A 26,535-nucleotide genomic window follows, 5' to 3' on the forward strand; every position below is an offset into this window, starting at 1 on the left:
ATAAACTGGTTGCCTGATTTTTACGCGCAAAGCTGTAAAGCTAACCAATTCATTTCTCAGTCGATTAAAGAATGATCGTTCTGTTACCGTAAACGAATACGCGCTGCGCCAGCACCTGATACAGTGCACGGCTCAGAACGTTCTTCTCGACATCACGTCCGGCACGCATCATATCTTCCGCCGTGTAGGTGTGATCCACATGAATCACGTCCTGCATAATGATCGGGCCTTCATCCAGATTGTCATTCACATAGTGCGCCGTTGCGCCGATGATCTTCACGCCACGTTCATAGGCCTGATGGTAGGGACGCGCACCAATAAAGGCGGGCAGGAAGGAGTGGTGAATGTTGATTATCTTGTTCGGAAAACGTGCCACGAAGGAGGGCGTTAACACGCGCATGTATTTCGCCAGGACAACGTAGTCAGGGCTATGTGCTTCAATAGCCTCAGCCATCAGGTTGTCGTGCTCTTCACGCGTATGGCCTTCATGGCTCACCAGTTCGAACGGAATATCAAAACGTTCAACCAGCGTACGCAGCGTCTCGTGGTTACCGATAACGGCGGCGATTTCGACATCCAGACCGCCGTAGTTTGCTTTCATCAGCAGATCGCCCAGGCAGTGCGCTTCTTTGGTCACCAGAATCACGATGCGACGACGTCCCGCAGGCGTCAACTCGCGCACGGAGCCCTCTGGCAGCGCGCTGTCCAGATCGGCAAGCAGAGTGGTGTCGTTGAAAATACCTTCCAGTTCGGTACGCATAAAGAAACGACCGGTACGGTGGTCAACGAATTCGTTGTTCTGCACGATATTCAGTTCATGTTTGTAACAGATGTTGGTAATTCGTGCGATCAGCCCTTTTTGATCGGGACAGATGGTGCGCAGAACTTTACGTTGTAGTGATTGCATCGCCGGGAAATCCTGTTTGAGTATTTGCGAAGTCTCGGTTGTCGGGCGTTACTGCCCGCAACACTTTTTAAATTTTTTACCTGAACCACAAGGGCAGGGATCGTTACGACCAAACTGTGGGCGCGTTCCGTCAATATAATACCATTGCCCGCTTTCCTTTAAGAATCGGGAACGCTCGATAATCGCGCCAGATTTATTGTGTTCAGTAAACCGGGCGACAAAGCTGACGTAACCTTCGTTGTCGTGACTGCCGGGTGCGGATTCATAAACCGTAAGACCGAGCCACTGGGTATTGGCGAACCCGGCTTCGATCTCCTGTCTGAAACCGGCGGCCTGGCAGGTGGGGTGCCAGGTTTTAATCAGGTAGTCTGCGTCTTTGATCACAAAAGCGGTATAACGTGAACGCATAAGGTGTGATGGGTCTGGTGCAACCTGATCGCCAGAAAGATATCGCTGGCAACATAGGCTATACTCCAGAGCGCTACCACAGGGGCAGAGTTGAGACACGATTCTCTTCCTGGAACAAAAAATTAAGGGCGTAAAACGCTTCGGGTAGCACCATGTTAACTGAGCTGTTGCGTCGACGCTATGTCGGGAATCCAGGGGAAGTAAAACAGGGCTAATGAGAAAGGTTAAAATTGGACTGGCGCTGGGCTCAGGTGCAGCCCGCGGATGGTCACATATCGGCGTGATAAATGCCTTAAACCAGATGGGCGTCGATGTCGATATTGTTGCAGGGTGCTCGATTGGATCGCTGGTGGGGTCCGCCTATGCGTGTGGAAAACTGCCGGAACTCGAAACCTGGGTGCGATCCTTCAGCTATTGGGACGTGCTGCGCCTGATGGACCTTTCGTGGCAGCGCGGCGGGTTGCTTCGCGGTGAACGCGTCTTTAACCAGTTCCGTCAGATTATGCCTCTCCAGGATTTCAACGACTGTCAGATGCCTTTCGGCGCCGTGGCGACGAATCTCAGCACGGGGCGTGAGCTTTGGCTGACCGAAGGGGATATCCACCTTGCCGTTCGTGCCTCCTGCAGCATGCCGGGGCTAATGGCACCTGTCCCGCATAACGGCTATTGGCTTGTTGATGGCGGGGTCGTTAACCCAGTGCCAATCTCTCTGACTCGTGCGATGGGGGCTGATATTGTGATTGCCGTCGATTTACAGCACGACGCTCACCTGATGCAACAAGACCTCATGCCTGTCAATCTGCAAAGTGAAGATGCTGAGGGCGAGAAACTGGCCTGGCATGAACGCTTACGCGGTCGCATTGGTCGTATGGCTGCACGCCGCTCGGTAACCGCGCCGACGGCAATTGAGATCATGACGACGTCCATCCAGGTGCTTGAAAACCGCCTGAAACGTAACCGTATGGCGGGCGACCCACCGGATATTCTGATTCAACCCTATTGTCCACAAATCTCTACCCTTGATTTCCATCGGGCTGAGGCCGCCATCGCAGCGGGATCTTTAGCCGTCGAAAAGAAAATGGACGAATTATTGCCATTTGTGCGAACAGCACGTTAAGTACCTTTTTTTGACTACTTCAGCAAAATCTGACAGGCGATAGTGCCGATAGCATGCCACTATTTAGTAACTGTCAGCCAGGGGAGGAACCATGACGCAGCCATTGGCCGGAAAACACATTTTGATTGTTGAAGACGAGCCCGTTTTCCGATCGCTACTGGATTCGTGGTTATCCTCGCTGGGGGCAACCACTGCCCTGGCTGAAGATGGTGTCGACGCGCTGGAAAAAATGGTCAGTATCACGCCCGATCTGATGATCTGTGATATCGCAATGCCGCGGATGAATGGCCTGAAGCTGGTTGAACATCTGCGTAATGAGGGTAACCAGACCCCCATTCTGGTGATCTCCGCGACGGAAAATATGGCGGATATTGCCAAAGCATTGCGTCTGGGGGTGCAGGATATTCTGCTGAAACCAGTAAAAGATCTGAACCGGTTGCGTGAAACGGTGCTGGCATGCCTTTATCCGAATATGTTTAATTCCCGCGTTGAGGAAGAGGAGCGCCTTTTCCAGGACTGGGATGCACTGGTCAGTGATCCGCCTGCCGCGGCGAAGCTGTTGCAGGAACTTCAGCCACCGGTACAACAAACTTTTTCACATTGTCGAATAAATTATCGTCAGCTGGTGGCTGCTGACCAGCCCGGACTGGTGTTGGATATTGCGCCACTGTCGGATTCGGATCTTGCGTTTTATTCCCTGGATGTCACCCGTGCAGGCGATAATGGTGTATTAGCGGCGTTATTACTTCGTGCGCTATTTAACGGTCTGTTGCAGGAGCAGTTATCGCATCAGGGGCAACGGCTTCCTGAGTTAGGCAGTTTGCTGAAACAAGTTAACCAGCTTTTTCGCCAGGCCAATTTACCAGGACAATTTCCCCTGTTGGTAGGTTATTACCACAGTGGATTGAAAAATCTTATCCTCGTGTCAGCAGGTCTGAACGCCTCACTGAATACCGGGGAACATCATATTCAGGTTAGCAACGGTGTGCCGCTGGGGACATTGGGTACGGCTTATCTTAATCAAATTAGCCATCGCTGTTCCTCCTGGCAGTGCCAAATTTGGGGCGCCGGGGGACGGTTGCGGTTAATGTTGTCCACGGAATAAGCAGTTGGATTTTAATTTTAAGATTGCTTTACCTGTGTTTTGCGGGGAGTGCTACTATCGCTGCCCAGATTCATGCGTATTTATCCTAATTGATCGGCAACGCGTTCTTTTCAGACCCGGACTGTGGGATGAGGCTGATATACTCAACGCGTTATTTAATGCATAAAAGTTCAAAACTTGAACAGCTCAGGAGAATTTGAATGGCTGCCCTAAATTCGAAAGTCAGAAAGGCCGTCATCCCGGTAGCGGGATTGGGGACCAGGATGTTACCAGCAACTAAGGCAATTCCTAAAGAAATGCTGCCACTGGTTGATAAGCCATTAATTCAGTATGTCGTAAACGAATGTATCGCAGCCGGCATCACTGAAATTGTGCTGGTTACGCATTCATCTAAAAACTCTATCGAAAACCATTTTGATACCAGTTTCGAACTTGAAGCCATGCTGGAAAAACGTGTTAAGCGTCAGCTGTTAGAAGAAGTTCAGTCTATTTGCCCTCCACACGTCACCATTATGCAGGTACGTCAGGGGCTGGCTAAAGGTCTGGGCCACGCAGTACTGTGTGCACATCCTGTTGTGGGTAATGAGCCTGTCGCGGTCATTCTGCCAGACGTTATTCTGGACGAATACGAATCCGACCTCTCTCAGGATAACCTGGCCGAGATGATCAAACGCTTCGACGAAACGGGTAGCAGCCAGATTATGGTTGAGCCTGTCGACGACGTCACCGCTTACGGTGTGGTTGACTGCAAAGGCGTTAATCTGGAACCGGGTGAAAGCGTACCAATGGTGGGCGTCGTAGAGAAGCCTAAAGCCGATGTCGCGCCGTCTAATCTGGCGGTAGTTGGTCGCTATGTCCTGAGCGCAGAAATCTGGCCACTGCTGGCGAAGACGCCTCCAGGAGCAGGGGATGAGATCCAGCTGACTGATGCCATCGATATGCTGATCGAGAAAGAGACAGTTGAAGCTTACCATATGAAAGGTAAGAGCCATGACTGCGGTAATAAACTCGGTTATATGCAGGCCTTTGTTGAATATGGCATCCGCCACAATTCACTGGGTGAAGAATTTAAAGCCTGGTTGAAAGAAAGCGTGGGTATTAAAAAATAACCCCGTCTGCGAATGATCAAGACCGGTGAGGCGATGCCCACCGGTTTTTTTATGCCCAAAACTCACGGCTGTAACCCTGGTCTGTAAGGAACATTAAATAGCGCTATGTCCCAATATGACGGCATGTAAGGGGATGTTTGTGGAAATTGCGGGTAAAAAAAATCCCGCATTAAGCGGGATTTTTCTGAATACGTTAGGATTAATCCTTGATCAGGAAGTCGTCCAGCTGTTTACCTTGCTCATCCATGGCTTTTTTGATAACAGCAGGAGTACGACCCTGGCCAGTCCAGGTTTTCGTTTCGCCGTTCTCGTCTACATAGCTATATTTAGCCGGACGAGCAGCGCGTTTTGCTTTAGTACCGGTCTTAGCTGCAGCCATGCTGTTCAGCAATTCATTTGGATCGATACCATCAGCAATCAGCATTTCACGATATTGCTGCAGTTTACGCGTACGCTCTTCGATTTCAGCAGCAGCAGCGCTTTCTTCTTCGCGACGTTCATTAACTACAACTTCTAATTTTTCCAGCATTTCTTCAAGCGTTTCCAGGGTGCATTCTCTTGCCTGCGCACGAAGAGTACGGATGTTGTTCAGAATTTTAAGTGCTTCGCTCATTGTAGTAATCTCAAACTTATAATGGGGGGTGGTTTGTTGTCCTAATAATAGAGCGATAAATTCAGTTGTGCAATAGGTGGGAATGTAAGGAATTCAAAAAATATGGAATTATGGCCGCTATTATTAATTACGCTAACTTAAATTTCATCACCTGACAGGCTCGCTTGTTATCACGCTTAGCTGCTTAACCCGTTCGGTTGCATCTTTTTTTTGTGACATTTACCGCAGGAATTATAGTTGCAGCGGATAAATATCAGCCTTTTGTATTAGTTTCTGCCCGCGTTGCAAAGGCAAAAATAGTTAATAAATAGTGAATTTTAATGAACGGTGATTCCAGTATAAAAAGAAGTGTTATCTTTAGCGGGATCGAGACATATTGCGCGTGCTGAATCAGTTTACCTGCTGTTTTATCGCATTATTTTCGTAAATTTCCGGCGGTTAACACCGTAGAGAACCCCATAGACTGTGTGGTGTATCGCTGATGACCAGACAAAATATGGTACAATGATTCATCGGGAATATTACACATTGATTAGGGTTTGACGGCCAATGGCACAACTTTATTTCTACTATTCGGCAATGAATGCCGGTAAATCCACGGCGTTACTGCAATCCTCCTACAATTATCAGGAACGAGGGATGCGTACCGTTGTTTACACTGCTGAAATCGACGATCGCTTTGGCGCCGGTAAGGTGAGTTCCAGAATCGGTCTTTCGTCACCGGCCAGACTGTTTAACCCGCAAACGGACCTGTTGCAGGATATTCGTGCAGAGCATACTACCCAGCCCATTCATTGCGTTCTGGTAGATGAGAGCCAGTTCCTGACGCGTGAACAGGTTCATGCGCTTTCTGAGGTTGTTGATGAACTTGATATTCCCGTTCTCTGCTACGGATTGCGCACGGACTTCCGCGGTGAGCTATTTGCCGGTAGCCAGTATTTGCTTGCCTGGTCCGATAAACTGGTCGAATTGAAAACCATCTGTTTTTGCGGTCGCAAAGCCAGTATGGTGCTTCGGCTCGATCAAGCCGGAAAACCCTATGCAGATGGTGAGCAGGTGGTGATAGGAGGCAATGAACGTTATGTGTCGGTCTGCCGTAAGCATTATAAAGAAGCGTTGTCTGTAGGCTCACTGACGGCGATACAGCACGACAACCGGAAGTAGTGTTTCGGGTCAGGTAAAATGCCTGATATCCGGACATAAAAAAACCCGCCAATGGCGGGTTTTTTATCACGTTGTCAATCAGGCGCTTTTCTTCGCTTTTTTGTCAACTTTAATGGCTGGTGCTTCTGTTTTCACAGCTGCAACGTCACCTTCTTTGAACTCACGTCCGTAGAACGTATCCAGCAGGATCTGTTTCAGCTCGGAGATCAGTGGGTAGCGCGGGTTCGCACCAGTACACTGGTCATCGAATGCATCTTCAGACAGCTTATCAACGTGTGCGAGGAAGTCAGCTTCCTGAACACCCGCTTCGCGGATAGATTTTGGAATACCCAGTTCAGCCTTCAGGCTTTCCAGCCATGCCAGAAGTTTCTCGATCTTCGCGGCAGTACGGTCGCCCGGTGCACTCAGACCCAGGTGGTCTGCGATTTCAGCGTAACGACGACGTGCTTGCGGACGGTCGTACTGGCTGAAAGCAGTCTGCTTGGTTGGGTTGTCATTCGCGTTATAACGGATAACGTTGCTGATCAACAGGGCGTTCGCCAGACCGTGAGGAATGTGGAACTGTGAACCCAGTTTGTGAGCCATTGAGTGGCAAACCCCGAGGAAGGCGTTCGCAAACGCGATACCGGCGATGGTTGCCGCACTGTGGACACGTTCACGGGCGACCGGGTTTTTAGACCCTTCGTTGTAAGACGCTGGCAGGTTTTCTTTCAGCAGTTTCAGCGCTTGCAGAGCCTGACCGTCAGAGAACTCAGAAGCCAGTACGGAAACATACGCTTCCAGGGCGTGGGTGACGGCGTCCAGACCACCGAATGCACACAGTGATTTCGGCATATCCATCACCAGGTTGGCATCAACGATGGCCATATCTGGAGTCAGTGCATAGTCAGCCAGTGGGTATTTCTGACCCGTTGCGTCATCTGTTACTACTGCGAACGGTGTAACTTCTGAACCTGTACCGGAAGTGGTGGTTACCGCGATCATTTTCGCTTTTACACCCATTTTCGGGAACTTGTAGATACGTTTACGGATGTCCATAAAGCGCAGTGCCAGTTCTTCGAAGTGGGTTTCTGGATGCTCGTACATCACCCACATGATTTTCGCGGCGTCCATTGGGGAACCACCACCCAGTGCGATAATCACATCTGGTTTGAAGGAGTTAGCCAGTTCGGCACCTTTGCGAACAACGCTCAGGGTTGGGTCAGCTTCAACTTCAAAGAACACTTCAGTTTCCACACCAGCGGCTTTCAGAACAGAAGTGATCTGGTCAGCGTAACCGTTGTTGAACAGGAAACGGTCAGTCACGATGAGCGCACGTTTGTGGCCATCAGTAATCACTTCATCCAGCGCGATTGGCAGAGAACCACGGCGGAAGTAGATAGATTTCGGAAGTTTGTGCCACAACATGTTTTCAGCTCGCTTAGCAACGGTTTTCTTGTTGATCAGGTGTTTTGGACCAACGTTTTCAGAGATGGAGTTACCACCCCAGGAACCACAACCCAGAGTCAGGGAAGGTGCGAGTTTAAAGTTGTACAGGTCGCCGATACCACCCTGAGATGCAGGGGTGTTAATCAGGATACGTGCGGTTTTCATCTTCTGACCGAAGTGAGCAACACGCTCTGGCTGGTTGTCCTGGTCAGTGTACAGGCAAGAAGTGTGGCCGATACCGCCCATCGCAACCAGTTTCTCTGCTTTCTCTACCGCGTCTTCGAAATCTTTCGCGCGATACATGGCCAGAGTAGGGGACAGTTTTTCGTGAGCGAATGGTTCGCTTTCGTCGACAACTTTAACTTCACCGATCAGAATTTTGGTGGTCGCTGGAACAGTGAAGCCCGCAAGTTCAGCGATTTTATACGCTGGCTGGCCAACGATAGCCGCGTTCAGTGCGCCATTTTTCAGGATGATATCCTGAACCGCTTTCAGCTCTTTGCCCTGCAGCAGGTAGCCGCCGTGGCTGGCAAAACGTTCGCGAACAGCTTCGTAAACGGAGTCAACGACAACAACAGACTGTTCAGAAGCACAGATAACGCCGTTGTCGAAGGTCTTGGACATCAGTACAGACGCAACAGCACGTTTGATATCGGCTGTTTCATCAATAACCACTGGGGTATTACCCGCGCCTACACCGATAGCAGGTTTACCGGAACTGTATGCAGCTTTAACCATGCCAGGACCACCGGTCGCCAGGATCAGGTTAATGTCCGGGTGGTGCATCAGTGCGTTGGACAGTTCAACAGACGGTTGGTCAATCCAGCCGATCAGATCTTTTGGTGCGCCAGCAGCAATTGCAGCCTGCAGAACAATGTCTGCTGCTTTGTTGGTCGCGTCTTTCGCACGTGGGTGCGGAGAGAAGATAATTGCGTTACGGGTCTTCAGGCTGATCAGAGATTTGAAGATAGCGGTAGACGTTGGGTTAGTGGTTGGAACGATACCGCAAATAATGCCGATAGGTTCTGCAATGGTGATAGTACCGAAAGTGTCGTCTTCAGACAGTACGCCACAGGTTTTCTCATCTTTATAGGCGTTATAGATATACTCTGAAGCGAAGTGGTTTTTGATCACTTTATCTTCAACGATACCCATGCCGGATTCGGCTACGGCCATTTTAGCGAGAGGGATTCGAGCATCTGCAGCAGCCAGAGCGGCCGCGCGGAAGATTTTATCAACCTGTTCTTGGGTGAAATTGGCATATTCACGCTGGGCTTTTTTAACGCGCTCGACGAGGGCGTTCAGTTCAGCGATATTGGTAACAGCCATAATGCTCTCCTGATAATGTTTAAACTCTTTTAGTAAACCAGCGCTCGATACGTCACACAGTATAGACAGAGCCGATACGACTTGCGTAACACACAGTAAAACAATGGGTTACTTCCTGCTCCAGTACACTAATTTACTAAAAGAGCCTTACCTTAGCATCATCCCTTTTTGACAGGTGATCTCCCTGGGGGCGTAAGCAAGATTACTCACTTCTGAGTACGGAAATCATGATCTGCGTCAATTTTCCCCCAAGCTGATACCTTTCAGCAGGGTTATTTCTTTGAGATTATTCCAGTGTTAAATAATTAAGTAACTATTGGAAGTGGCGCTATCATTGCTTATACAAATATTTAACATCATGAAATGATAACGTTTTGGCGCAGATTTCTGGTGAAGTATGCGCATAAAAAGCGTATCTTCAGCGCGATTTTGACTGACTCCTGTCAGCCCCGGGGCATACGCAAAAGCGGAGCAAAATGTGATCTTATCGCTCTTTGATTTTCCTACATATTTTAAGTTTTTTATTGGTTTGTTTGCATTGGTTAACCCGGTGGGGATCATACCTGTCTTCATTAGTATGACCAGTTACCAGACGGCGGCGGCAAGGAACAAAACCAATCTCACCGCAAACCTGTCGGTCGCGATTATTCTGTTGACCTCCCTTTATCTTGGGGATGCCATCCTTCAGGTGTTCGGTATCTCAATTGATTCTTTCCGGATTGCGGGTGGGATCCTGGTGGTGACTATCGCCATGTCGATGATCAGCGGTAAGCTGGGGGAAGATAAGCAGAACAAACAGGAGAAGTCAGAAACCGCCATCCGCGAGAGCATTGGGGTGGTCCCGCTGGCGTTGCCTCTGATGGCCGGTCCCGGCGCGATCAGTTCGACGATTGTCTGGGGAACGCGCTACCACAACTGGATGCACCTGGTTGGCTTTTCTGTCGCCATCGCTGTTTTTGCTCTCTGCTGTTGGGGAGTGTTCCGCATGGCGCCCTGGCTGGTGCGCTTGCTGGGGCAGACGGGTATCAACGTCATTACCCGTATCATGGGTCTGCTATTGATGGCGCTGGGCATAGAATTCATCGTCACCGGTATTAAGAGCATTTTTCCGGGACTTTTGCACTGACATTTCATATGAAAGAACGGAGCCAACGGCTCCGTTTTTTTACGTGAATATCAGCAAATCATATAAATAAAGTTGAAATGCTTACATGTCATAATAAATTCTACTAATAATGTTCATTCCTTGCATTTCAAGAAGTTATATATTTTACCGTTACCCGCCTGCACAGAAATTCTTCAATCACTCTGTTATTTTACTCACATGATACTCTTGGGCTTGCTGAGAGATAACCGAAATGATATTAGTAATTTCAACGCTCCCTTAGAGGAATGTGCTAAATAATAACCAATTGTTAAGTTTTTGTACAAAACCACTCGATGATAGCGCAGCGACGCGCTCGCAGAGAACGTTTTCTCTATCATATTGAATAATTGAGCCTTTTTCGTTATTCAATGTCAGGCAAGGCTGCCCTCAAAGATTTGGGACTCGTCGTAAAAGAGAATTGCTTAACAAATTTGCAAAATGTATTGGCGTGCGTTTACGCCTTTTGATACTTTCCGGCCTAATATTTTGCAGCATAAAACAAGAAGATGAGAATTATTTTCATAAAGTCATCTTCGCGAATATCCAGTACATGTCTCAGACAGGGGAGACGTGTCAAGAATCGACGCAAGACGGCCATACGAGCGGTCAGTAATAAAGAAGTCGGTGATAGCAAGAAGTAAAAAAAAGAACCTGACAGCAGCAAAAAAAACTCCTGCGCTGTACAGGCCCCAACAGGGGATTACACAGCTGGCGAAGGCCAGTAATTATAATGAGTGGAGTACCAACACAATGTCCATCATCACAAAAAAAAATCTGGTAGCGGCGGGGATTTTAACTGCGCTAATCGCGGGCAACGCTGCAATGGCTGCGGACGTCCCTGCAGGGGTACAGCTGGCTGAGAAGCAGACGCTGGTACGTAACAACGGGGCGGAAGTTCAGTCTCTTGACCCGCATAAAATTGAGGGCGTTCCTGAGTCAAACGTCAACCGCGACCTGTTTGAAGGGCTGCTGGTGACTGACGTAGAAGGCCACCCGGCACCGGGCGTCGCCGAAAAGTGGGAAAACAAAGATTTCAAAGTCTGGACCTTCCATCTGCGTAAAGATGCGAAATGGTCCGACGGTACGCCGGTTACCGCCGAAGATTTCGTCTATAGCTGGCAGCGTCTGGCGAATCCAAATACCGCCTCTCCGTATGCGAGCTACCTGCAGTATGGCCATATCGCCAATATCGATGACATCATCGCTGGTAAAAAACCGGTCACCGATCTGGGTGTAAAAGCGATCGATGCGAATACGTTTGAAGTGACGTTGAGCGAACCTGTTCCGTACTTCTATAAGCTGCTTGTCCACCCGTCCGTCTCCCCGGTACCAAAATCCGCAGTGGAAAAATTCGGTGAAAAATGGACCCAGCCTGCCAATATCGTGACCAACGGTGCTTATAAACTGAAAGACTGGGTGGTCAACGAACGTATGGTTCTGGAGCGTAACCCGCAATACTGGGATAACGCGAAAACCGTGATTAATCAGGTAACCTACCTGCCAATCTCTTCAGAAGTGACTGACGTTAACCGCTACCGCAGCGGCGAGATCGACATGACCTATAACAACATGCCGATTGAACTGTTCCAGAAACTGAAAAAAGAGATCCCGAAAGAAGTACATGTCGATCCGTATCTGTGCACCTACTACTACGAAATTAACAACCAGAAAGCACCGTTCACCGACGTACGTGTCCGAACTGCGCTGAAGCTGGCACTGGATCGCGATATTATCGTTAACAAAGTGAAAAACCAGGGCGATCTGCCAGCGTACAGCTACACCCCGCCGTATACCGATGGCATGAAACTGGTTGAGCCTGAGTGGTTCAAGTGGTCACAGGAAAAACGTAACGAAGAAGCGAAAAAGCTGCTGGCCGAAGCGGGATATACCGCAGATAAGCCACTGACGTTTAACCTGCTGTACAACACGTCCGATCTGCACAAAAAACTGGCTATTGCCGTTGCCTCTATCTGGAAGAAAAACCTGGGTGCCAACGTTAAGCTGGAAAACCAGGAGTGGAAAACCTTCCTGGATACCCGCCATCAGGGCACCTTTGATGTTGCGCGTGCAGGCTGGTGTGCGGACTATAATGAACCGACATCCTTCCTGAATACCATGCTCAGCGACAGCTCGAACAACACCGCGCACTATAAGAGCCCGGCATTCGATAAGCTGATCGCTGAAACGCTGCAGGTTACTGACGATGCAAAACGTGCAGACCTGTACGCTAAATCAGAACAACAGCTCGATAAAGACTCGGCAATTGTACCGGTTTACTACTACGTGAACGCCCGTCTGGTGAAACCGTGGGTTGGGGGTTATACCGGTAAAGACCCGTTGGATAATATTTCCGTTAAGAATCTTTATATTATCAAGCATTAATGGCAATACGTGGGGCGGGCGTGGCTTGCCCCACTGTGTCTACTTTGTAACATTCATCAGGCACACGCCAGAAGGTACGGGCAATGTTGAAATTTATCCTGCGTCGCTGTTTAGAAGCGATACCAACGTTATTTATTCTAATTACAATTTCCTTCTTTATGATGCGTCTCGCGCCGGGAAGTCCATTCACGGGTGAACGTACGCTGCCACCTGAAGTGATGGCGAACATCGAAGCGAAATATCATTTAAACGATCCTATCTCCACGCAATACTTCAACTATCTGAAGCAACTGGCGCATGGCGATTTCGGGCCGTCATTCAAATATAAAGACTATTCCGTTAACGACCTGGTGGCGTCCAGCTTCCCGGTATCGGCAAAACTGGGTGCTGCAGCATTCTTATTGGCCGTTGTTCTCGGGGTCACCGCAGGCGTTATCGCCGCGCTCAGACAAAATACCAAATGGGATTATACGGTAATGGGGGGCGCAATGACCGGGGTGGTCATCCCCAGCTTCGTTGTCGCGCCATTACTGGTGATGATATTTGCCATCACGCTGAAATGGCTGCCCGGCGGCGGCTGGAACGGCGGGGCACTGAAGTTCATGATTTTACCGATGGTGGCACTTTCTCTGGCGTACATCGCCAGTATCGCGCGTATCACCCGTGGTTCGATGATTGAAGTATTACATTCTAACTTCATCCGTACCGCGCGTGCGAAAGGGTTGCCGATGCGCCGGATTATTTTCCGTCATGCGCTCAAGCCAGCCCTGTTGCCGGTGCTTTCTTACATGGGACCTGCGTTCGTCGGTATCATTACGGGTTCAATGGTTATTGAAACCATCTACGGCCTGCCGGGTATTGGTCAGCTGTTCGTTAACGGCGCACTCAACCGCGACTATTCGCTGGTACTGAGCCTGACGATCCTCGTGGGAGCGTTGACCATTCTCTTTAACGCTGTTGTCGATGTGCTGTATGCCGTTATCGACCCGAAAATCCGTTACTAACTGGAGCACGCCATGATGTTGAGTAAGAAAAACAGCGAGGCGCTGGAAAACTTCAGTGAAAAACTGGAAGTAGAAGGTCGTAGCCTCTGGCAGGACGCCCGCCGTCGCTTTATGCATAACCGCGCGGCGGTCGCCAGTCTGATTGTTCTGGTGCTTATCGCGCTGTTTGTGACCCTGGCACCGATGCTGTCGCAATTCACCTATTTCGATACTGACTGGGGCATGATGTCCAGTGCCCCTGATATGGAGTCCGGCCACTACTTTGGTACGGATTCATCCGGCCGCGACCTGCTGGTGCGCGTCGCCATCGGTGGCCGTATCTCACTGATGGTGGGGATCGCTGCGGCGCTGGTGGCCGTGATTGTCGGCACGCTCTATGGCTCGCTCTCCGGTTATCTCGGCGGGAAAGTGGACTCGGTCATGATGCGTCTGCTGGAAATTTTAAACTCCTTCCCGTTCATGTTCTTCGTGATCCTGCTGGTGACCTTCTTCGGTCAGAACATCCTGTTGATCTTCGTGGCCATCGGGATGGTCTCCTGGCTGGACATGGCGCGTATTGTTCGTGGCCAGACGCTGAGCCTTAAACGCAAAGAGTTTATCGAAGCGGCGCAGGTGGGTGGCGTCTCGACAGGGAATATCGTTGTCCGCCACATCGTTCCGAACGTGCTGGGCGTGGTGGTGGTGTATGCCTCGCTGCTGGTGCCAAGTATGATCCTGTTTGAATCATTCCTGAGCTTCCTGGGTCTGGGTACGCAAGAGCCTCTGAGTAGCTGGGGTGCGCTGCTGAGTGATGGTGCAAACTCAATGGAAGTTTCACCGTGGCTGCTGTTATACCCGGCGGGCTTCCTGGTCGTCACTCTGTTCTGTTTCAACTTTATCGGCGATGGCCTGCGTGATGCCCTCGACCCGAAAGACCGTTAAGGAGCGCCGTCATGACAATTATTGAAACGGCAACTGCGCCACAGGCGCAACAGCGAAGCGACCTTCTGCTGGATGTAAACGATCTCCGCGTTACCTTCAAGACGCCGGACGGGGATGTCACCGCCGTAAACGATCTCAACTTCAACCTGCGCGCGGGTGAAACGCTGGGTATCGTGGGCGAATCCGGTTCCGGTAAATCTCAGACGGCGTTCGCGCTGATGGGGCTGCTGGCGGCTAACGGTGTGATTGGCGGTTCCGCCAAATTTAACGGGCGTGAGATCCTCAATCTGCCTGAGCATGAGCTGAACAAGCTCCGTGCCGAGCAGATTTCGATGATTTTCCAGGATCCGATGACCTCGTTGAACCCGTACATGCGCGTCGGTGAGCAACTGATGGAAGTCCTGATGCTGCACAAAGGGTTGAGCAAAGCCGAAGCCTTTGAAGAGTCCGTTAAAATGCTTGATGCGGTCAAAATGCCGGAAGCACGAAAGCGCATGCGCATGTTCCCGCATGAGTTCTCTGGCGGTATGCGCCAGCGTGTGATGATTGCCATGGCGCTGCTGTGTCGTCCAAAACTGCTGATTGCCGATGAACCCACCACCGCGCTGGATGTGACCGTTCAGGCGCAAATCATGACCCTGCTGAACGAGCTTAAGCGTGAGTTCAACACGGCGATTATCATGATCACTCACGACTTAGGCGTGGTTGCGGGCATCTGTGACAAAGTGCTGGTGATGTATGCCGGTCGGACCATGGAATATGGCAAAGCGCGCGATGTGTTCTATCAGCCTGCGCATCCGTACTCGATTGGTCTGTTGAATGCGGTGCCACGTCTTGATGCCGAAGGGGAATCCCTGTTGACCATTCCGGGCAACCCACCAAACCTGCTGCGTCTGCCGAAAGGCTGTCCGTTCCAGCCGCGCTGCCCGCATGCGATGGAAATCTGTAACAGCGCTCCGCCGCTGGAAGAGTTTGCACCAGGCCGTCTGCGCGCCTGCTTTAAGCCGCAGGAGGAGCTGGTATGAACGCATTAGATGAAAAAAGAAATGTGCTGCTTGAAATCGCCGACCTGAAGGTGCATTTCGACATCAAGGACGGTAAACAGTGGTTCTGGCAACCGCCGAAGACCCTGAAAGCGGTGGATGGCGTAACGCTTCGTCTGTATGAAGGGGAAACCCTGGGCGTGGTGGGAGAGTCCGGCTGCGGCAAATCGACCTTTGCGCGTGCCATTATCGGCCTGGTGAAAGCAACCGGCGGTAAAGTAGCGTGGCTGGGTAAAGATCTGCTGGGGATGAAACCCGATGAGTGGCGCGACGTACGCAGCGATATCCAGATGATATTCCAGGACCCGCTGGCGTCCTTAAACCCGCGTATGACCATTGGCGAAATCATTGCCGAGCCGCTGCGGACCTACCATCCGAAGATGCCGCGTCAGGAAGTACGCGATCGCGTTAAGGCGATGATGATGAAAGTGGGGCTGCTGCCAAACCTCATCAACCGCTATCCGCATGAGTTTTCCGGCGGTCAGTGTCAGCGTATTGGTATTGCCCGTGCGTTAATCCTTGAGCCTAAGCTGATCATCTGTGATGAGCCCGTTTCCGCGCTGGACGTCTCCATTCAGGCACAGGTGGTAAACCTGCTGCAGAAGCTGCAGCGCGAGATGGGGCTGTCGTTGATCTTCATTGCGCACGACCTGGCGGTGGTGAAACACATTTCTGACCGCGTACTGGTCATGTACCTGGGTCATGCCGTGGAGCTGGGCACCTATGATGAGGTGTACCACAACCCACTGCACCCTTACACCAAAGCGCTGATGTCCGCGGTGCCAATTCCCGATCCCGATCTGGAAAAAAATAAAACCATCCAACTGCTGGAAGGCGAGTTGCCGTCGCCGATTAACCCGCCATCAGGTTGCGTATTCCGTACGCGATGTCCACTGGCCGGGCCGGAATGTGCGAAAACACGTCCGGTTCTGGAGGGCAGTTTCCGACATGCGGTTTCCTGCCTCAAAGTAGACCCGTTATAATCGCAAGGGCTGACATGATGTCAGCCCTTATTTTTTGCGAGGTTACCGTGTCGAGTATATTCACCTCAGCCCGTCGGCGGCTTTATCATTTTTTATTCGATCCGAAAACGGTATCCGGACGCCGCTTCGAAGGGCTATGTGGGCTGTTTGCGCTGCTCAGCGTGGTGGTTATCTTCTATGAATCGGGGGCCGGGACGCAGTATCACCTGACCTATGATGAATGGCATGTTTTTGTCTGGATCGAACTGATCATTACCCTGGTCTTTACAGCTGAATATCTGCTGCGTGTTGTCTGCTGGCCCAACCCGGCCAGATATGTCTTCAGTTTCTGGGGATTTATTGATTTAGCCACCGTCCTGCCGCTTTATGTAATGTGGTTGTGGCCGGAGATTAGCCTGAGCTATGTATTTGCCTGGCGAGCGATGCGCGTTATTCGGGTATTACGTATTCTGAAACTGCTGCGTTTTATGCCGTCATTACGGGTGTTCTGGAGCGCAATTATGAGCGCGCGGCATCAGCTCATTCTGTTTTATTCGTTTATTGCCATTGTCATGATTGTTTTCGGCGCGCTGATGTATCTGATCGAAGGGCCAAAATATGGCTTCACGACGCTGAACGCCTCCGTCTACTGGGCAATTGTCACCGTCACAACCGTTGGTTATGGAGACATCACGCCGCATACGCCGCTTGGGCGTATTGTCGCTTCGGTGCTGATTCTGATTGGGTATTCGGTGATTGCCATTCCGACAGGGCTTATTACCACGCATATGAGTAGTGCATTTCAGAGCCGCAAACTGCAGCGAAAATGTCCGCGCTGTCACCAGGCTGAACATGAGCTTAGCGCCCGGTACTGTAACCGTTGCGGGAGCGAGTTACCGGAGTAAATAAAAAAGCTGCATTCGCAGCCTTTTATTATTCGCGCCAGATGATGTGGCACAGCTTATGGTCTTTCTCGCGGCACAGCAGCACGCGGGCGAAAATGTCATTAATTTCGCCACCATCTTCATCTGCCAGCCCAATCACCACTTCGGCAAAGAAGTCAGGATTCAGATCGAAATCCACGTGCTCAGCCCAGTCTTCAGCAGGATCGAATAACTCGGCGCCGCCGCGCTCTTCGAACTGCAGATTGAAGAGGATCACGTCTGCGGGATCGAGGTTATCAACCGCCAGTTCGAGAAAAATGTCATAAGCCTGCTCGAGCGTTTCGTCTTCGGTCAGGCGATTGTTCAGATCCATTTCCATGATGACTACCTGTTTAACATCGTTGGGCACGTTTTACAGCAACGGACTAAAGAAGTAAAACAGTCGTTCGGCAATTCTCTGCCACAGCGGACGTTTTACCCACAGCCGGGCATCCAGCAGGCGCGAACGGGAGATATAATCGTCCTGCACCGCGGCCAGGTCACCGCCGAATCCGGCATCATCAATGACCAGCGTGATTTCAAAGTTTAACCACAGGCTGCGCATATCCAGGTTTACCGTGCCCACCAGACTTAACTCACCGTCCACGAGGACGCTTTTGGTATGCAGGAGCCCGCCTTCAAACTGGTAGATTTTTACCCCGGCGGCAAGCAGTTCGCTAAAGAACGCGCGGCTGGCCCAGCCCACCAGAAGCGAGTCATTTTTGCGCGGCAGAATAATGCTGACATCAACACCGCGCTGTGCCGCAGTGCAGATTGCGTGCAGCAGGTCATCGCTGGGTACGAAGTAGGGCGTGGTCATGATCAGATACTCACGCGCTGCGTAAGTGGCCGTTAGCAGAGCCTGATGGATGAGATCCTCCGGGAAACCCGGCCCGGAGGCAATGGTATGGATGGTATGACCGCTGGCCTCTTCAAACGGCATGATATTGCCATCCGGTGGCGGCGGGAGAATACGCTTGCCGGTTTCTATCTCCCAGTCACAGGAATAGACAATCCCCATGGAGGTGGCGATAGGCCCTTCCATCCTCGCCATCAGATCAACCCATTGGCCGACTCCCGAGTCCTGCTTGAAGAAGCGGGGGTCAACCATGTTCATGCTGCCGGTATAGGCAATATAGTTATCGATCATGATCATCTTGCGGTGCTGGCGAAGATCCATCCTGCGAAGAAACACACGTAGCAGATTAACCTTCAGCGCCTCAACCACTTCGATGCCGGCATTACGCATCATCCCGGCCCAGGGGCTGCGGAAGAAGGCGACACTGCCTGCGGAGTCCAGCATCAGGCGGCAGTGAATGCCCCGACGTGCGGCAGCCATCAGCGATTCCGCCACCTGGTCGGCCATCCCACCGGGTTGCCAGATATAGAACACCATCTCGATATTGTGACGGGCCAGCTGAATATCGCGGATCAACGCCTGCATGACATCATCGGAAGAGGTTAGCAGCTGTAGCTGATTGCCTTTCACGCCTCCAATACCTTGCCGCCGTTCGCACAGCTTAAATAACGAGGAAGCGACACTGCTGTTCTCCTCGGCAAAGATATGTTTACAGGCTTTAAGATCGTTGAGCCATTTGGCGGTCGAAGGCCACATGGCGCGGGCTCGCTCGGCACGGCGCTTACCCAGATGAAGCTCACCGAAAGAGAGATAGGCAATAATTCCCACCAGCGGCAGGATATAGATTATCAGAAGCCAGGCCATGGCAGAGGGTACGGCTCTGCGCTTCATCAGGATGCGTAATGTCACACCCGCGATTAACAGCCAGTATCCCAGAATGACCAGCCAACTCACCACGGTGTAGAAGGTTGTCATAGGTAAAAAAATCCTTTTGAAAGCGTATTGTTATGAGTGTACGCATCAGGAATCATCTGGCAAATAAAAACGCCAGGTAAAAGCGCTGGTTTGCCGCGGGGTTGGGTTTATAATGGCCTTTCTTTTAGAGAAAAAGTGTTAGAGAAAGAGTTGTAGACATGAAGCGCAGTAGAACTGAAGTAGGGCGCTGGCGCATGTTGCGACAGGTGAGTCGTCGTAAGGCTCGTTGGCTGGAAGCTCAATCCCGCCGCAATATGCGTATACACGCCATCAGAAAGTGTGGACTGACCCGGCACCGCAATGCGTTGCTGTTCGCAGTCCAGGATATCTGAGATCCATCAGGGCACCGAAAGGTGCCCAATGATTTTATGGCGTCTGATTTTTTGGGAATCGCGTTTTTGCCGCGCTATTCCTGTTGTGTTGAGCAAAAGGAGGGAGAAGTGTTTGCGGAGTTTGGTGTACTGAATTTCTGGACGTACGTTGTCGGCGCATTTTTTATCGTACTGGTGCCAGGGCCGAATACCTTGTTTGTGCTGAAAACAGGGATTGGTCATGGCGTTAAAAAAGGGTATCTCGCCGCCACCGGCGTGTTTATTGGCGATGCCGTCTTGATGTTCCTTGCCTGGGCGGGCGTTGCCGCGTTAATCCAGACCACCCCGGTGCTGTTTAATATCGTACGCTATCTCGGGGCGTTTTATCTGCTCTGGCTGGGGGCCAAAATGCTCTGGTCGGTGGTGAACCGTCAAAATAATACGCAGGAAAGCGGTACCGAGCCTGCCAGTATGATCATGAAACGCTCGCTGGTACTGAGCCTCACAAATCCAAAAGCGATTCTTTTCTACGTCTCGTTCTTTGTTCAGTTCATTGACGTGAATGCGAAAAACACCGGAACCTCTTTCCTGATCCTCGCGACCACGCTTGAGTTAATCAGCTTTATGTATATGAGCTTCCTGATCTTCTCAGGCGCTTTTGTCACGCGTTATCTGAAAACGAAAAAGAAACTGGCAAAACTAGGGAACGGCCTGATAGGACTGTTGTTTGTCGGGTTTGCGGCCAGATTAGCGTCGCTGCATTGATTGAATGAAAGGCTCCTGAGGGAGCCTTTTTTATTCTGTTTGACAGCCCCTCACCATTTAGTTGTATAGTACAACTAAATGGTGAGGAAATACTATGCACAGCGAACCCCCCGTAGTCAGCGTCATCCGTCGTTCCTCGCGTCTTATGGTGCGAGAGTTAGGTTTTATGGCTTCAACCCTGGCCTCAACAAATTACTCACCCTCGGCAGTCCACACTCTCGTCGAAATCGCATTACGCAAAGAGATGACGGCGGGTCAACTGGTGCAGTTACTGGGGCTGGAGAAATCGAGCGTCAGCCGTATGCTGGCTCGCCTGATTGCTGCAGGCGAACTTGAAGAGGTGGTGTCAACGGAAGATGCCAGAACGAAGAGCCTCAGGCTAACCGGGAAGGGCCGTGATACGGTCAATAAAATCAATGCCTATAGCAACGAGCGAGTTGTCTCAGCAATACAGTCCCTGCAGCCTGCCCAGCAGCAGATCATATCTCAGGGGCTATCTCTGTATGCCAATGCGCTGCTGGCGTGTCGCGAGACGGGGGTCGACACTCGCCCGGATGAGCTGAAAATTGTGCAGGGTTATCTTCCCGGCATGATTGGCCGCATCGCAGAGATGCACGGGAGTTACTACGCGCGCGAGCATAATTTTGGTCGCTTCTTTGAGGCCAAAGTGGCCTCCGGGCTGGCTGAGTTTAGTGGCCGACTGGACAAACCCTGTAATCAGATATGGCTGGCGGTGTTGAACGACAGGATCGTGGGGTCGGTAGCCATTGATGGCGAGGATTTAGAGCAGGGTGAAGCCCATCTGCGCTGGTTTATTATCGACGACGGCTGTCGGGGGCATGGTGCGGGGAAAAAATTACTGAACGAAGCCATACTTTTTTGCGACAGTGTCGGATTTTCTGCTGTGCATCTATGGACGTTCAATAAGCTGACTACTGCCCGACGTCTGTATGAGTCATTTGGTTTCACGCTGGCAAAAGAGTGGGAAGGCGACCAGTGGGGAAGCCTTATCACGGAACAGCAATTTACCCGGCGCAGAGATGCATAACCACCGCCATAAAAAGGCTCCGTTTCGGAGCCGCTTTTGTATCAGAACACTTTCTTGTACGGCCGAACAGTCACTTTCGCGTACACACCTGCTGCCACATACGGATCGGCGTCAGCCCAGGCCTGAGCGGCCTCCTGGGATTCAAACTCGGCAATCACCGTAGATCCAGAAAAACCGGCAGCGCCAGGATCGTTGCTGTCGACAGCTGGCATTGGGCCAGCGGTCAGTAAACGGCCTTCATCCTGCAGCAACTGTAAGCGTGCCAGATGGGCAGGGCGTACAGACAGGCGTTTTTCCAGGGAATCTGCGACATCTTCAGAGTAAATCACGTAAAACACGGTGAAGCTCCTTAACCATTAAAAGTGTCAGTAACGTTATGTGAAAGGACAACTGCGTGCAATGTAAAATAAAAACATTGTTAATACCCTGATCTGAGTGCCTCTTTTTTGGCCTCTTCAGCGCTTAAATTGCGCCAGAACAAAGTGTCTTATTGAATATGATTGCTATTTGCATTTAAAATCACAGTTCGGTTTTTTAACGTTGATGATTATGACTTCGATGACCCTTGATTTACCTCGCCGCTTTCCCTGGCCGACGTTGCTTTCTGTCGTGATTCACGGTGCTGTTGTGGCGGGTTTGCTCTATACCTCGGTTCATCAGGTTATTGAAATGCCAGCTCCCTCGCAGCCAATTTCAGTGACGATGGTTTCGCCTGCGGATCTTGAGCCGCCGCAGGTTGCACCTCCTCCGCCACAGCCGGTTGCTGAGCCGGAGCCAGAACCCGAGCCTGTTCCGGAACCGCCAAAAGAAGCGCCGGTGGTGATCCACAAACCTGAACCTAAACCAAAACCGAAGCCGAAGCCAAAACCGGTGAAAAAGGTGGAGGAACGTCCTAAACGCGAAGAACGTCCGATTGAACCGCGCGCCACGCAGACGGTAGAAAACACAGCGCCTTCACGGCCGGTGATGAATAACACGCCAGCCACCGCAAAACCGACGACAACCGCGCCAGCGGGCCCGCGTGCCGTAAGCCGTAATCAGCCTCAATATCCGGCTCGCGCTCAGGCGTTGCGCATTGAAGGTCGTGTGCGGGTTAAATTTGACGTGACCCCGGATGGCCGGGTTGATAACGTTGAAATCTTGTCTGCTCAACCTTCTAATATGTTTGAGCGCGAAGTGAAATCGGCGATGCGCAGATGGCGTTATGAGCCAGGTAAGCCGGGCAGTGGGTTGATCGTTAATATTGTTTTCCGCCTGAACGGCGGGGCACAGATGGAATAAGAAAAGCCTCCGAAAGGAGGCTTTTTTTTGCCTGTCAATCAGGCCTGAGGCAGCTGTCGGGGTTTACCCTCGCTGTCGACTGCCACATAAATAAACAGCGCTTCTGTCGCTTTATAACGCTGTCCAATCGGTTCAGAAGAGACTTTTTTCACCCAGACTTCGATATTGATGGAAATCGACGTGTTGCCGCGCTTAACACAGCGCGCGTAGCAGCAAACCACATCACCCACTGCGACCGGGCGCAGGAAGGTCATGCCGTCCACTCTCACGGTGACCACACGCCCATGGGCGATCTCCTTTGCCAGAATTGCGCCGCCCATATCCATCTGCGACATCAGCCAGCCGCCAAAAATATCGCCATTGGCATTGGTGTCCGCGGGCATTGCCAGTGTGCGTAAAACCAGTTCGCCCTGAGGGGCGTCATTTGTTGTCATTGTTTTAAACTCGTAACGGAAGACTTCAGGCGGGATGCTACTATGATTTTCGGCTGGAGAGAATAGACCAGAACGCATGCCGCGTACGTTCTGGTCGGTCATTCATCAGTGCTTATCATCCTGCGGCATATGCCGGTAGATATAAACGCCGCTTAACAGGGTAAAGATAAGCGTCAGCGCCGTCAGGCCAAAGACCTTGAAGTTGACCCAGATATTCTGCGGCAGCCAGAAAGCGATGTAGATATTTGCCAGACCGCAGAGAATAAAGAACAGCGCCCAGGCAATATTCAGACGAGACCACACTTCCTGCGGCAGCGTCAGCTCTTTACCCAGCATGCGCTGGATCAGCGGCTTTTTCATTACCCACTGGCTGATCAGTAATGCACCCGCAAACAGCGCGTAAATCACCGTGACCTTCCATTTGATAAATTCATCATTGTGGAAGAACAGGGTCAGCCCACCGAACACGGCCACCAGCGCGAACGTAATCAGGGCCATTTTTTCGACTTTACGATAGCGAACCCAGCTGTAGATCAGCACGATAGCGGTAGCCACGATCAGCGCCATCGTGGCCGCATAAATGTCATACAGCTTATAAAACGCGAAAAACACGACCAGCGGTAAAAAATCAAGAAACTGCTTCATTCTGTGATTCCATCTTCTGTGTAGGACCTGGTACAGCGATGTACCCGGCCTCAGGATTACTGACGAATTAACATATACAGGCGGAACAGATAGACCAGCAGTACCGCTGATATCAGGTTGCTCAGCGTATTTGCCACCACCGCACCTACATTTGGCGTGAGTACGGCAAAGTTAGGTGCAAACAGCAGCAGGAGCGTTTTGGCCAGAAGCCAGCCAATCACGGCCGGTGCAACCAGACGCATATTCGCCCATGCCAGTCTGACGCTGCTGCGCATCGCGGTAAAGATCCCCATTTTGTCCTGTACCACCATCACCGGAGCAAACGCGAGGACGATAGCCAGCAACACACCCGGAACCACAACGAGCATAATGCCCATTTGCACCAGCAGGGTGGTTAAAAAGATAAGAATAAACAGCTTAGGCAATACCGGCGCACTGGCACCGATCGCCCGTAAGGCGCTGACACGATGACCGGCGGAAACCAGTTGAATCATCAGCAGGACGCCGCCCGCCAGAATGGCATTGCCGATCAGACCCGAGAAGGTTGATGCTGCAGACGCTCGCAGCAAAATTTGTTGCTGCTCCGGCGTCATGTTTTGCACCAGCTCAAACAACCCCACGCTACCTGCAAGGTGGTCGCCCTGGCTGAGGCTGGCTATCTGTTCTTCACTCGGAGAGAACGCGTGACCCAGCACCACCGTAATAAAGGCACATAACAACGCGATCAGCAAAAAGGTTACGAACTGATTGCGGAAAAAGTTTCCCGTGTCACGGTAGACAGACTTCGCCGTGATAGACATGCACTCTCCTTGAGTATTGCAGGTGTTAATTAGCCAGCGATTGTACACCGGATAACGCGGTCGTGGCAGCATCAAGGCTTGTATGGAAAAGCATATCTTTGTAAAGCGGCGGTAATCCGAAGCGCGCGCGGGCACGATTACAGGCGTCGTTGACCTGTCCATCTTCACCAGACATCGCAAACTCCCGGCACGGGCTGGGGCGATCCGCATAGATGGAACAGCGGGTCGACACGCCTGGCTCACCGTGTAGCGCCACACAGCGGGCCTGCTTTTGATTCGTACCGCTCATGCATCGCAGAAAGGGGGATAACGGTTCAGTGAGATGAACCGGAACAGTACCGCCGCCATCGCTGGCTTCGGCCCAGTAGAAAGAGACTCGAAAATACGCACAACAGGCTCCGCACGTCATGCACGGGTTCATATCACTCATGGCACACCTGCAAAAAAGAACGCATCAAATCACATTGTGAGAGCGCTAAATTATCCAGCCGCCATCAGAAGAGCAAGAGGGGAAAAAGAGAAAATTTTGTAACCGGGAAATGCCAAAAATTGACGTAGGAACAACTTATCGCTTTATGGTGTGTCACCAAAAATTAACCCAGATCAATGAATGTTAACTTACTGGTTTTAATGTGATCTGTGACAGATCACTTATTACCCTTTTGTGAGTATATTCTCATCCGCAATTAAAACCACAACGATGGAGCGGATATGAAAAAATTAGCGGTGGCAGCCCTTATCTTAAGCAGTCTCTCTGGCGGCGCGTATGCGCATGAAGCAGGTGAATTCTTTATTCGTGCCGGTTCGGCGACGGTACGTCCGACAGAAGGTTCTGATAACGTACTGGGCATGGGCGGCTTTAACGTCAGCAACAATACCCAGTTAGGTTTAACGTTCACGTATATGGCGACGGATAACATCGGCGTTGAACTTCTTGCGGCGACGCCATTCCGTCATCGCGTCGGTTTAGGCCCAACCGGTGATATCGCCACGGTGCACCATCTGCCGCCAACGCTGATGGCGCAGTGGTACTTTGGTGACTCAAGCAGCAAACTGCGTCCTTATATTGGCGCGGGCGTGAACTACACCACCTTCTTCGATGAGAAATTCAACGATACCGGTAAAGAGGCCGGACTGACCGATCTCAGCCTGAAAGATTCGTGGGGCGTGGCAGGACAGGTGGGGATGGACTATCTCATTAACCGCGACTGGTTAATTAACGCCTCGGTCTGGTATATGGATATTGATACCGATGTGCGCTTCAAGGCGGGCGGACAGCAACAAAGCATCAGCACCCGTCTGGATCCGTGGGTGTTTATGTTCTCTGCGGGCTACCGTTTCTGATTCTAGCTTCCGGGACTGGCCAGAACATGGCCAGTCTTTCTGTCGGCTTACCTCTACGGTTGCCCCTCCATGTTCCAGCGGGCAGAACCCATATCCTGAAATACACGCTCGTCTGTGAAGGGCGGGAAGGTGGCTCGTTTTGCCGCGTCGGCTAAAGCCTGGCAATACGCTTTGTCTCCGCCTTTTATCTCCAGGTTCTGCAGTAGCCCGTCGACGGTAAAGTCGAGATGCATGTTGCATCGCTTACCATTCCAGGCGTGTGGATCGGCCAGCGCCGAGTCCAGCGCTTGCTTTATCGCGGCAGCCTGTTGACCATAGATATCCTTATCGGAGACTTTACCGGACTGCTTATAGGAGCACGAGTCGAGAGCGGTTTTCTTCTGACAACCTTCAGGCGCGAGAGGAGCACAGCCCGTTATTGCTGTGGCAAGGCATACCAGCATCACTACTTTTTTCATTGTTAAGTCCGTTTATCGAAATTATTTTATTGTACAACGTTTTAAATAAGCCC

28 protein-coding genes are annotated in these 26,535 nt (G+C 51.2%); 16 read left to right on the forward strand and 12 right to left on the reverse strand.

The window, feature by feature from the left end; all coding sequences use genetic code 11:
• Positions 1–64: 64 nt before the first annotated feature.
• Complete coding sequence (gene purU / locus NQ842_RS10890) at positions 65–907, reverse strand: formyltetrahydrofolate deformylase (protein ID WP_050861320.1); 843 nt, start codon at positions 905–907, stop codon at positions 65–67.
• Between the two features lie 48 nt (positions 908–955).
• Positions 956–1,414 (reverse strand): YchJ family protein, encoded by a 459-nt coding sequence (locus NQ842_RS10895; protein WP_063411406.1) that lies wholly within the window; start codon positions 1,412–1,414, stop codon positions 956–958.
• Between the two features lie 115 nt (positions 1,415–1,529).
• On the opposite strand from NQ842_RS10895, the gene rssA reads away from it, so the two are divergent.
• The 3 genes from rssA (at position 1,530) to galU (ending at position 4,646) form a co-directional block, all read left to right on the forward strand.
• A complete protein-coding gene (gene rssA, locus NQ842_RS10900; RefSeq protein WP_014832254.1) occupies positions 1,530–2,432 on the forward strand; it encodes a patatin-like phospholipase RssA in 903 nt (300 codons plus the stop codon).
• Positions 2,433–2,523: 91 nt separating this feature from the next.
• Positions 2,524–3,537, forward strand: a complete 1,014-nt coding sequence (rssB, locus tag NQ842_RS10905; RefSeq protein WP_014832253.1) for a two-component system response regulator RssB — start codon at positions 2,524–2,526, stop codon at positions 3,535–3,537.
• 200 nt (positions 3,538–3,737) lie between these two features.
• On the forward strand, positions 3,738–4,646 hold the full coding sequence (gene galU / locus NQ842_RS10910; protein WP_014832252.1) for a UTP--glucose-1-phosphate uridylyltransferase GalU: 909 nt from the start codon (positions 3,738–3,740) through the stop codon (positions 4,644–4,646).
• Positions 4,647–4,845: 199 nt separating this feature from the next.
• On the opposite strand, the gene hns is transcribed toward galU, so the two are convergent.
• The gene (gene hns, locus NQ842_RS10915) at positions 4,846–5,259 is read right to left on the reverse strand and encodes a histone-like nucleoid-structuring protein H-NS (protein ID WP_008502781.1); all 414 of its coding nucleotides are present in this window, start codon (positions 5,257–5,259) and stop codon (positions 4,846–4,848) included.
• Between the two features lie 549 nt (positions 5,260–5,808).
• On the opposite strand from hns, the gene tdk reads away from it, so the two are divergent.
• Positions 5,809–6,423 carry a thymidine kinase gene (tdk, locus tag NQ842_RS10920; RefSeq protein WP_046887703.1) on the forward strand — a complete coding sequence of 205 codons (615 nt, stop codon included), beginning with the start codon at positions 5,809–5,811 and terminating at the stop codon, positions 6,421–6,423.
• 78 nt (positions 6,424–6,501) lie between these two features.
• Here the strand turns inward: tdk and adhE are convergent, their stop codons facing one another.
• Positions 6,502–9,180, reverse strand: a complete 2,679-nt coding sequence (gene adhE / locus NQ842_RS10925) for a bifunctional acetaldehyde-CoA/alcohol dehydrogenase (protein ID WP_046889818.1) — start codon at positions 9,178–9,180, stop codon at positions 6,502–6,504.
• A 478-nt stretch (positions 9,181–9,658) separates the two neighbouring features.
• On the opposite strand from adhE, the gene NQ842_RS10930 reads away from it, so the two are divergent.
• The 7 genes from NQ842_RS10930 (at position 9,659) to NQ842_RS10960 (ending at position 17,544) form a co-directional block, all read left to right on the forward strand.
• Positions 9,659–10,306, forward strand: coding sequence for a YchE family NAAT transporter (locus NQ842_RS10930; RefSeq protein WP_014832249.1), 648 nt, complete (start codon positions 9,659–9,661; stop codon positions 10,304–10,306).
• 771 nt (positions 10,307–11,077) lie between these two features.
• On the forward strand, positions 11,078–12,709 hold the full coding sequence (gene oppA / locus NQ842_RS10935; protein WP_014832248.1) for an oligopeptide ABC transporter substrate-binding protein OppA: 1,632 nt from the start codon (positions 11,078–11,080) through the stop codon (positions 12,707–12,709).
• A gap of 83 nt (positions 12,710–12,792) precedes the next feature.
• A complete protein-coding gene (gene oppB, locus NQ842_RS10940) occupies positions 12,793–13,713 on the forward strand; it encodes an oligopeptide ABC transporter permease OppB (protein ID WP_125366045.1) in 921 nt (306 codons plus the stop codon).
• A 12-nt stretch (positions 13,714–13,725) separates the two neighbouring features.
• On the forward strand, positions 13,726–14,634 hold the full coding sequence (gene oppC / locus NQ842_RS10945; protein ID WP_014832246.1) for an oligopeptide ABC transporter permease OppC: 909 nt from the start codon (positions 13,726–13,728) through the stop codon (positions 14,632–14,634).
• A gap of 11 nt (positions 14,635–14,645) precedes the next feature.
• Positions 14,646–15,659: an ABC transporter ATP-binding protein gene (locus NQ842_RS10950; RefSeq protein ID WP_013096273.1), complete on the forward strand. Its 1,014-nt coding sequence runs from the start codon at positions 14,646–14,648 to the stop codon at positions 15,657–15,659.
• Positions 15,656–16,660, forward strand: a complete 1,005-nt coding sequence (oppF, locus tag NQ842_RS10955) for a murein tripeptide/oligopeptide ABC transporter ATP-binding protein OppF (RefSeq protein ID WP_014832245.1) — start codon at positions 15,656–15,658, stop codon at positions 16,658–16,660. The genes NQ842_RS10950 and oppF overlap by 4 nt, the downstream gene beginning before the upstream one ends.
• A 14-nt stretch (positions 16,661–16,674) precedes the next feature.
• A complete protein-coding gene (locus NQ842_RS10960; RefSeq protein ID WP_047361568.1) occupies positions 16,675–17,544 on the forward strand; it encodes an ion transporter in 870 nt (289 codons plus the stop codon).
• Positions 17,545–17,572: 28 nt separating this feature from the next.
• On the opposite strand, the gene NQ842_RS10965 is transcribed toward NQ842_RS10960, so the two are convergent.
• Positions 17,573–17,902 carry an HI1450 family dsDNA-mimic protein gene (locus tag NQ842_RS10965; RefSeq protein ID WP_014832243.1) on the reverse strand — a complete coding sequence of 110 codons (330 nt, stop codon included), beginning with the start codon at positions 17,900–17,902 and terminating at the stop codon, positions 17,573–17,575.
• A 33-nt stretch (positions 17,903–17,935) separates the two neighbouring features.
• Positions 17,936–19,396 (reverse strand): cardiolipin synthase, encoded by a 1,461-nt coding sequence (gene cls, locus NQ842_RS10970; protein ID WP_046889821.1) that lies wholly within the window; start codon positions 19,394–19,396, stop codon positions 17,936–17,938.
• A 158-nt stretch (positions 19,397–19,554) separates the two neighbouring features.
• Here cls and NQ842_RS10975 point away from each other — a divergent pair, with 158 nt between their 5' ends.
• The 3 genes from NQ842_RS10975 (at position 19,555) to NQ842_RS10985 (ending at position 21,520) form a co-directional block, all read left to right on the forward strand.
• Positions 19,555–19,728, forward strand: a complete 174-nt coding sequence (locus NQ842_RS10975; RefSeq protein WP_086379783.1) for a YciY family protein — start codon at positions 19,555–19,557, stop codon at positions 19,726–19,728.
• Positions 19,729–19,836: 108 nt separating this feature from the next.
• Complete coding sequence (leuE, locus tag NQ842_RS10980; RefSeq protein ID WP_014832241.1) at positions 19,837–20,472, forward strand: leucine efflux protein LeuE; 636 nt, start codon at positions 19,837–19,839, stop codon at positions 20,470–20,472.
• Positions 20,473–20,566: 94 nt separating this feature from the next.
• Positions 20,567–21,520, forward strand: a complete 954-nt coding sequence (locus NQ842_RS10985) for a helix-turn-helix domain-containing GNAT family N-acetyltransferase (protein ID WP_118282820.1) — start codon at positions 20,567–20,569, stop codon at positions 21,518–21,520.
• Between the two features lie 41 nt (positions 21,521–21,561).
• On the opposite strand, the gene NQ842_RS10990 is transcribed toward NQ842_RS10985, so the two are convergent.
• The gene (locus NQ842_RS10990; protein ID WP_014832239.1) at positions 21,562–21,858 is read right to left on the reverse strand and encodes a YciI family protein; all 297 of its coding nucleotides are present in this window, start codon (positions 21,856–21,858) and stop codon (positions 21,562–21,564) included.
• A 220-nt stretch (positions 21,859–22,078) separates the two neighbouring features.
• Between NQ842_RS10990 and tonB the strand changes: the two genes are divergently transcribed.
• Positions 22,079–22,801 (forward strand): TonB system transport protein TonB, encoded by a 723-nt coding sequence (gene tonB, locus NQ842_RS10995; RefSeq protein ID WP_014832238.1) that lies wholly within the window; start codon positions 22,079–22,081, stop codon positions 22,799–22,801.
• A gap of 38 nt (positions 22,802–22,839) precedes the next feature.
• On the opposite strand, the gene yciA is transcribed toward tonB, so the two are convergent.
• From yciA to NQ842_RS11015, 4 genes are all read right to left on the reverse strand, one after another.
• Positions 22,840–23,235 (reverse strand): acyl-CoA thioester hydrolase YciA, encoded by a 396-nt coding sequence (yciA, locus tag NQ842_RS11000; RefSeq protein ID WP_013096281.1) that lies wholly within the window; start codon positions 23,233–23,235, stop codon positions 22,840–22,842.
• Positions 23,236–23,340: 105 nt separating this feature from the next.
• Entirely contained in the window at positions 23,341–23,880 is a 540-nt protein-coding gene (locus tag NQ842_RS11005) for a septation protein A (RefSeq protein WP_013096282.1), read from the reverse strand.
• A gap of 56 nt (positions 23,881–23,936) precedes the next feature.
• On the reverse strand, positions 23,937–24,680 hold the full coding sequence (locus NQ842_RS11010) for a YciC family protein (RefSeq protein ID WP_014832237.1): 744 nt from the start codon (positions 24,678–24,680) through the stop codon (positions 23,937–23,939).
• A gap of 25 nt (positions 24,681–24,705) precedes the next feature.
• The gene (locus tag NQ842_RS11015; protein ID WP_014832236.1) at positions 24,706–25,110 is read right to left on the reverse strand and encodes a YkgJ family cysteine cluster protein; all 405 of its coding nucleotides are present in this window, start codon (positions 25,108–25,110) and stop codon (positions 24,706–24,708) included.
• 281 nt (positions 25,111–25,391) lie between these two features.
• Here NQ842_RS11015 and ompW point away from each other — a divergent pair, with 281 nt between their 5' ends.
• Complete coding sequence (gene ompW / locus NQ842_RS11020) at positions 25,392–26,024, forward strand: outer membrane protein OmpW (protein ID WP_013096285.1); 633 nt, start codon at positions 25,392–25,394, stop codon at positions 26,022–26,024.
• Between the two features lie 53 nt (positions 26,025–26,077).
• Here ompW and NQ842_RS11025 read toward each other — a convergent pair whose 3' ends face one another.
• Positions 26,078–26,482, reverse strand: a complete 405-nt coding sequence (locus NQ842_RS11025) for a cell envelope integrity TolA C-terminal domain-containing protein (protein WP_014832235.1) — start codon at positions 26,480–26,482, stop codon at positions 26,078–26,080.
• Positions 26,483–26,535: the final 53 nt, after the last annotated feature.

This window comes from Enterobacter cloacae complex sp. R_G8, from assembly GCF_024599795.1.
GTDB lineage: Bacteria > Pseudomonadota > Gammaproteobacteria > Enterobacterales > Enterobacteriaceae > Enterobacter > Enterobacter dissolvens.

Excerpts from the sequence above, each read along its gene's own strand:
- purU (WP_050861320.1), bottom strand. The coding sequence starts at position 907 with ATGCAATCACTACAACGTAAAGTTCTGCGCACCATCTGTCCCGATCAA.
- rssA (WP_014832254.1), top strand. The coding sequence starts at position 1,530 with ATGAGAAAGGTTAAAATTGGACTGGCGCTGGGCTCAGGTGCAGCCCGC.
- rssB (WP_014832253.1), top strand. The coding sequence starts at position 2,524 with ATGACGCAGCCATTGGCCGGAAAACACATTTTGATTGTTGAAGACGAG.
- galU (WP_014832252.1), top strand. The coding sequence starts at position 3,738 with ATGGCTGCCCTAAATTCGAAAGTCAGAAAGGCCGTCATCCCGGTAGCG.
- hns (WP_008502781.1), bottom strand. The coding sequence starts at position 5,259 with ATGAGCGAAGCACTTAAAATTCTGAACAACATCCGTACTCTTCGTGCG.
- tdk (WP_046887703.1), top strand. The coding sequence starts at position 5,809 with ATGGCACAACTTTATTTCTACTATTCGGCAATGAATGCCGGTAAATCC.
- adhE (WP_046889818.1), bottom strand. The coding sequence starts at position 9,180 with ATGGCTGTTACCAATATCGCTGAACTGAACGCCCTCGTCGAGCGCGTT.
- oppA (WP_014832248.1), top strand. The coding sequence starts at position 11,078 with ATGTCCATCATCACAAAAAAAAATCTGGTAGCGGCGGGGATTTTAACT.
- oppB (WP_125366045.1), top strand. The coding sequence starts at position 12,793 with ATGTTGAAATTTATCCTGCGTCGCTGTTTAGAAGCGATACCAACGTTA.
- oppC (WP_014832246.1), top strand. The coding sequence starts at position 13,726 with ATGATGTTGAGTAAGAAAAACAGCGAGGCGCTGGAAAACTTCAGTGAA.
- NQ842_RS10950 (WP_013096273.1), top strand. The coding sequence starts at position 14,646 with ATGACAATTATTGAAACGGCAACTGCGCCACAGGCGCAACAGCGAAGC.
- oppF (WP_014832245.1), top strand. The coding sequence starts at position 15,656 with ATGAACGCATTAGATGAAAAAAGAAATGTGCTGCTTGAAATCGCCGAC.
- NQ842_RS10960 (WP_047361568.1), top strand. The coding sequence starts at position 16,675 with ATGATGTCAGCCCTTATTTTTTGCGAGGTTACCGTGTCGAGTATATTC.
- NQ842_RS10965 (WP_014832243.1), bottom strand. The coding sequence starts at position 17,902 with ATGGAAATGGATCTGAACAATCGCCTGACCGAAGACGAAACGCTCGAG.
- cls (WP_046889821.1), bottom strand. The coding sequence starts at position 19,396 with ATGACAACCTTCTACACCGTGGTGAGTTGGCTGGTCATTCTGGGATAC.
- NQ842_RS10975 (WP_086379783.1), top strand. The coding sequence starts at position 19,555 with ATGAAGCGCAGTAGAACTGAAGTAGGGCGCTGGCGCATGTTGCGACAG.
- NQ842_RS10985 (WP_118282820.1), top strand. The coding sequence starts at position 20,567 with ATGCACAGCGAACCCCCCGTAGTCAGCGTCATCCGTCGTTCCTCGCGT.
- tonB (WP_014832238.1), top strand. The coding sequence starts at position 22,079 with ATGACCCTTGATTTACCTCGCCGCTTTCCCTGGCCGACGTTGCTTTCT.
- yciA (WP_013096281.1), bottom strand. The coding sequence starts at position 23,235 with ATGACAACAAATGACGCCCCTCAGGGCGAACTGGTTTTACGCACACTG.
- NQ842_RS11005 (WP_013096282.1), bottom strand. The coding sequence starts at position 23,880 with ATGAAGCAGTTTCTTGATTTTTTACCGCTGGTCGTGTTTTTCGCGTTT.
- NQ842_RS11010 (WP_014832237.1), bottom strand. The coding sequence starts at position 24,680 with ATGTCTATCACGGCGAAGTCTGTCTACCGTGACACGGGAAACTTTTTC.
- NQ842_RS11015 (WP_014832236.1), bottom strand. The coding sequence starts at position 25,110 with ATGAGTGATATGAACCCGTGCATGACGTGCGGAGCCTGTTGTGCGTAT.
- ompW (WP_013096285.1), top strand. The coding sequence starts at position 25,392 with ATGAAAAAATTAGCGGTGGCAGCCCTTATCTTAAGCAGTCTCTCTGGC.
- NQ842_RS11025 (WP_014832235.1), bottom strand. The coding sequence starts at position 26,482 with ATGAAAAAAGTAGTGATGCTGGTATGCCTTGCCACAGCAATAACGGGC.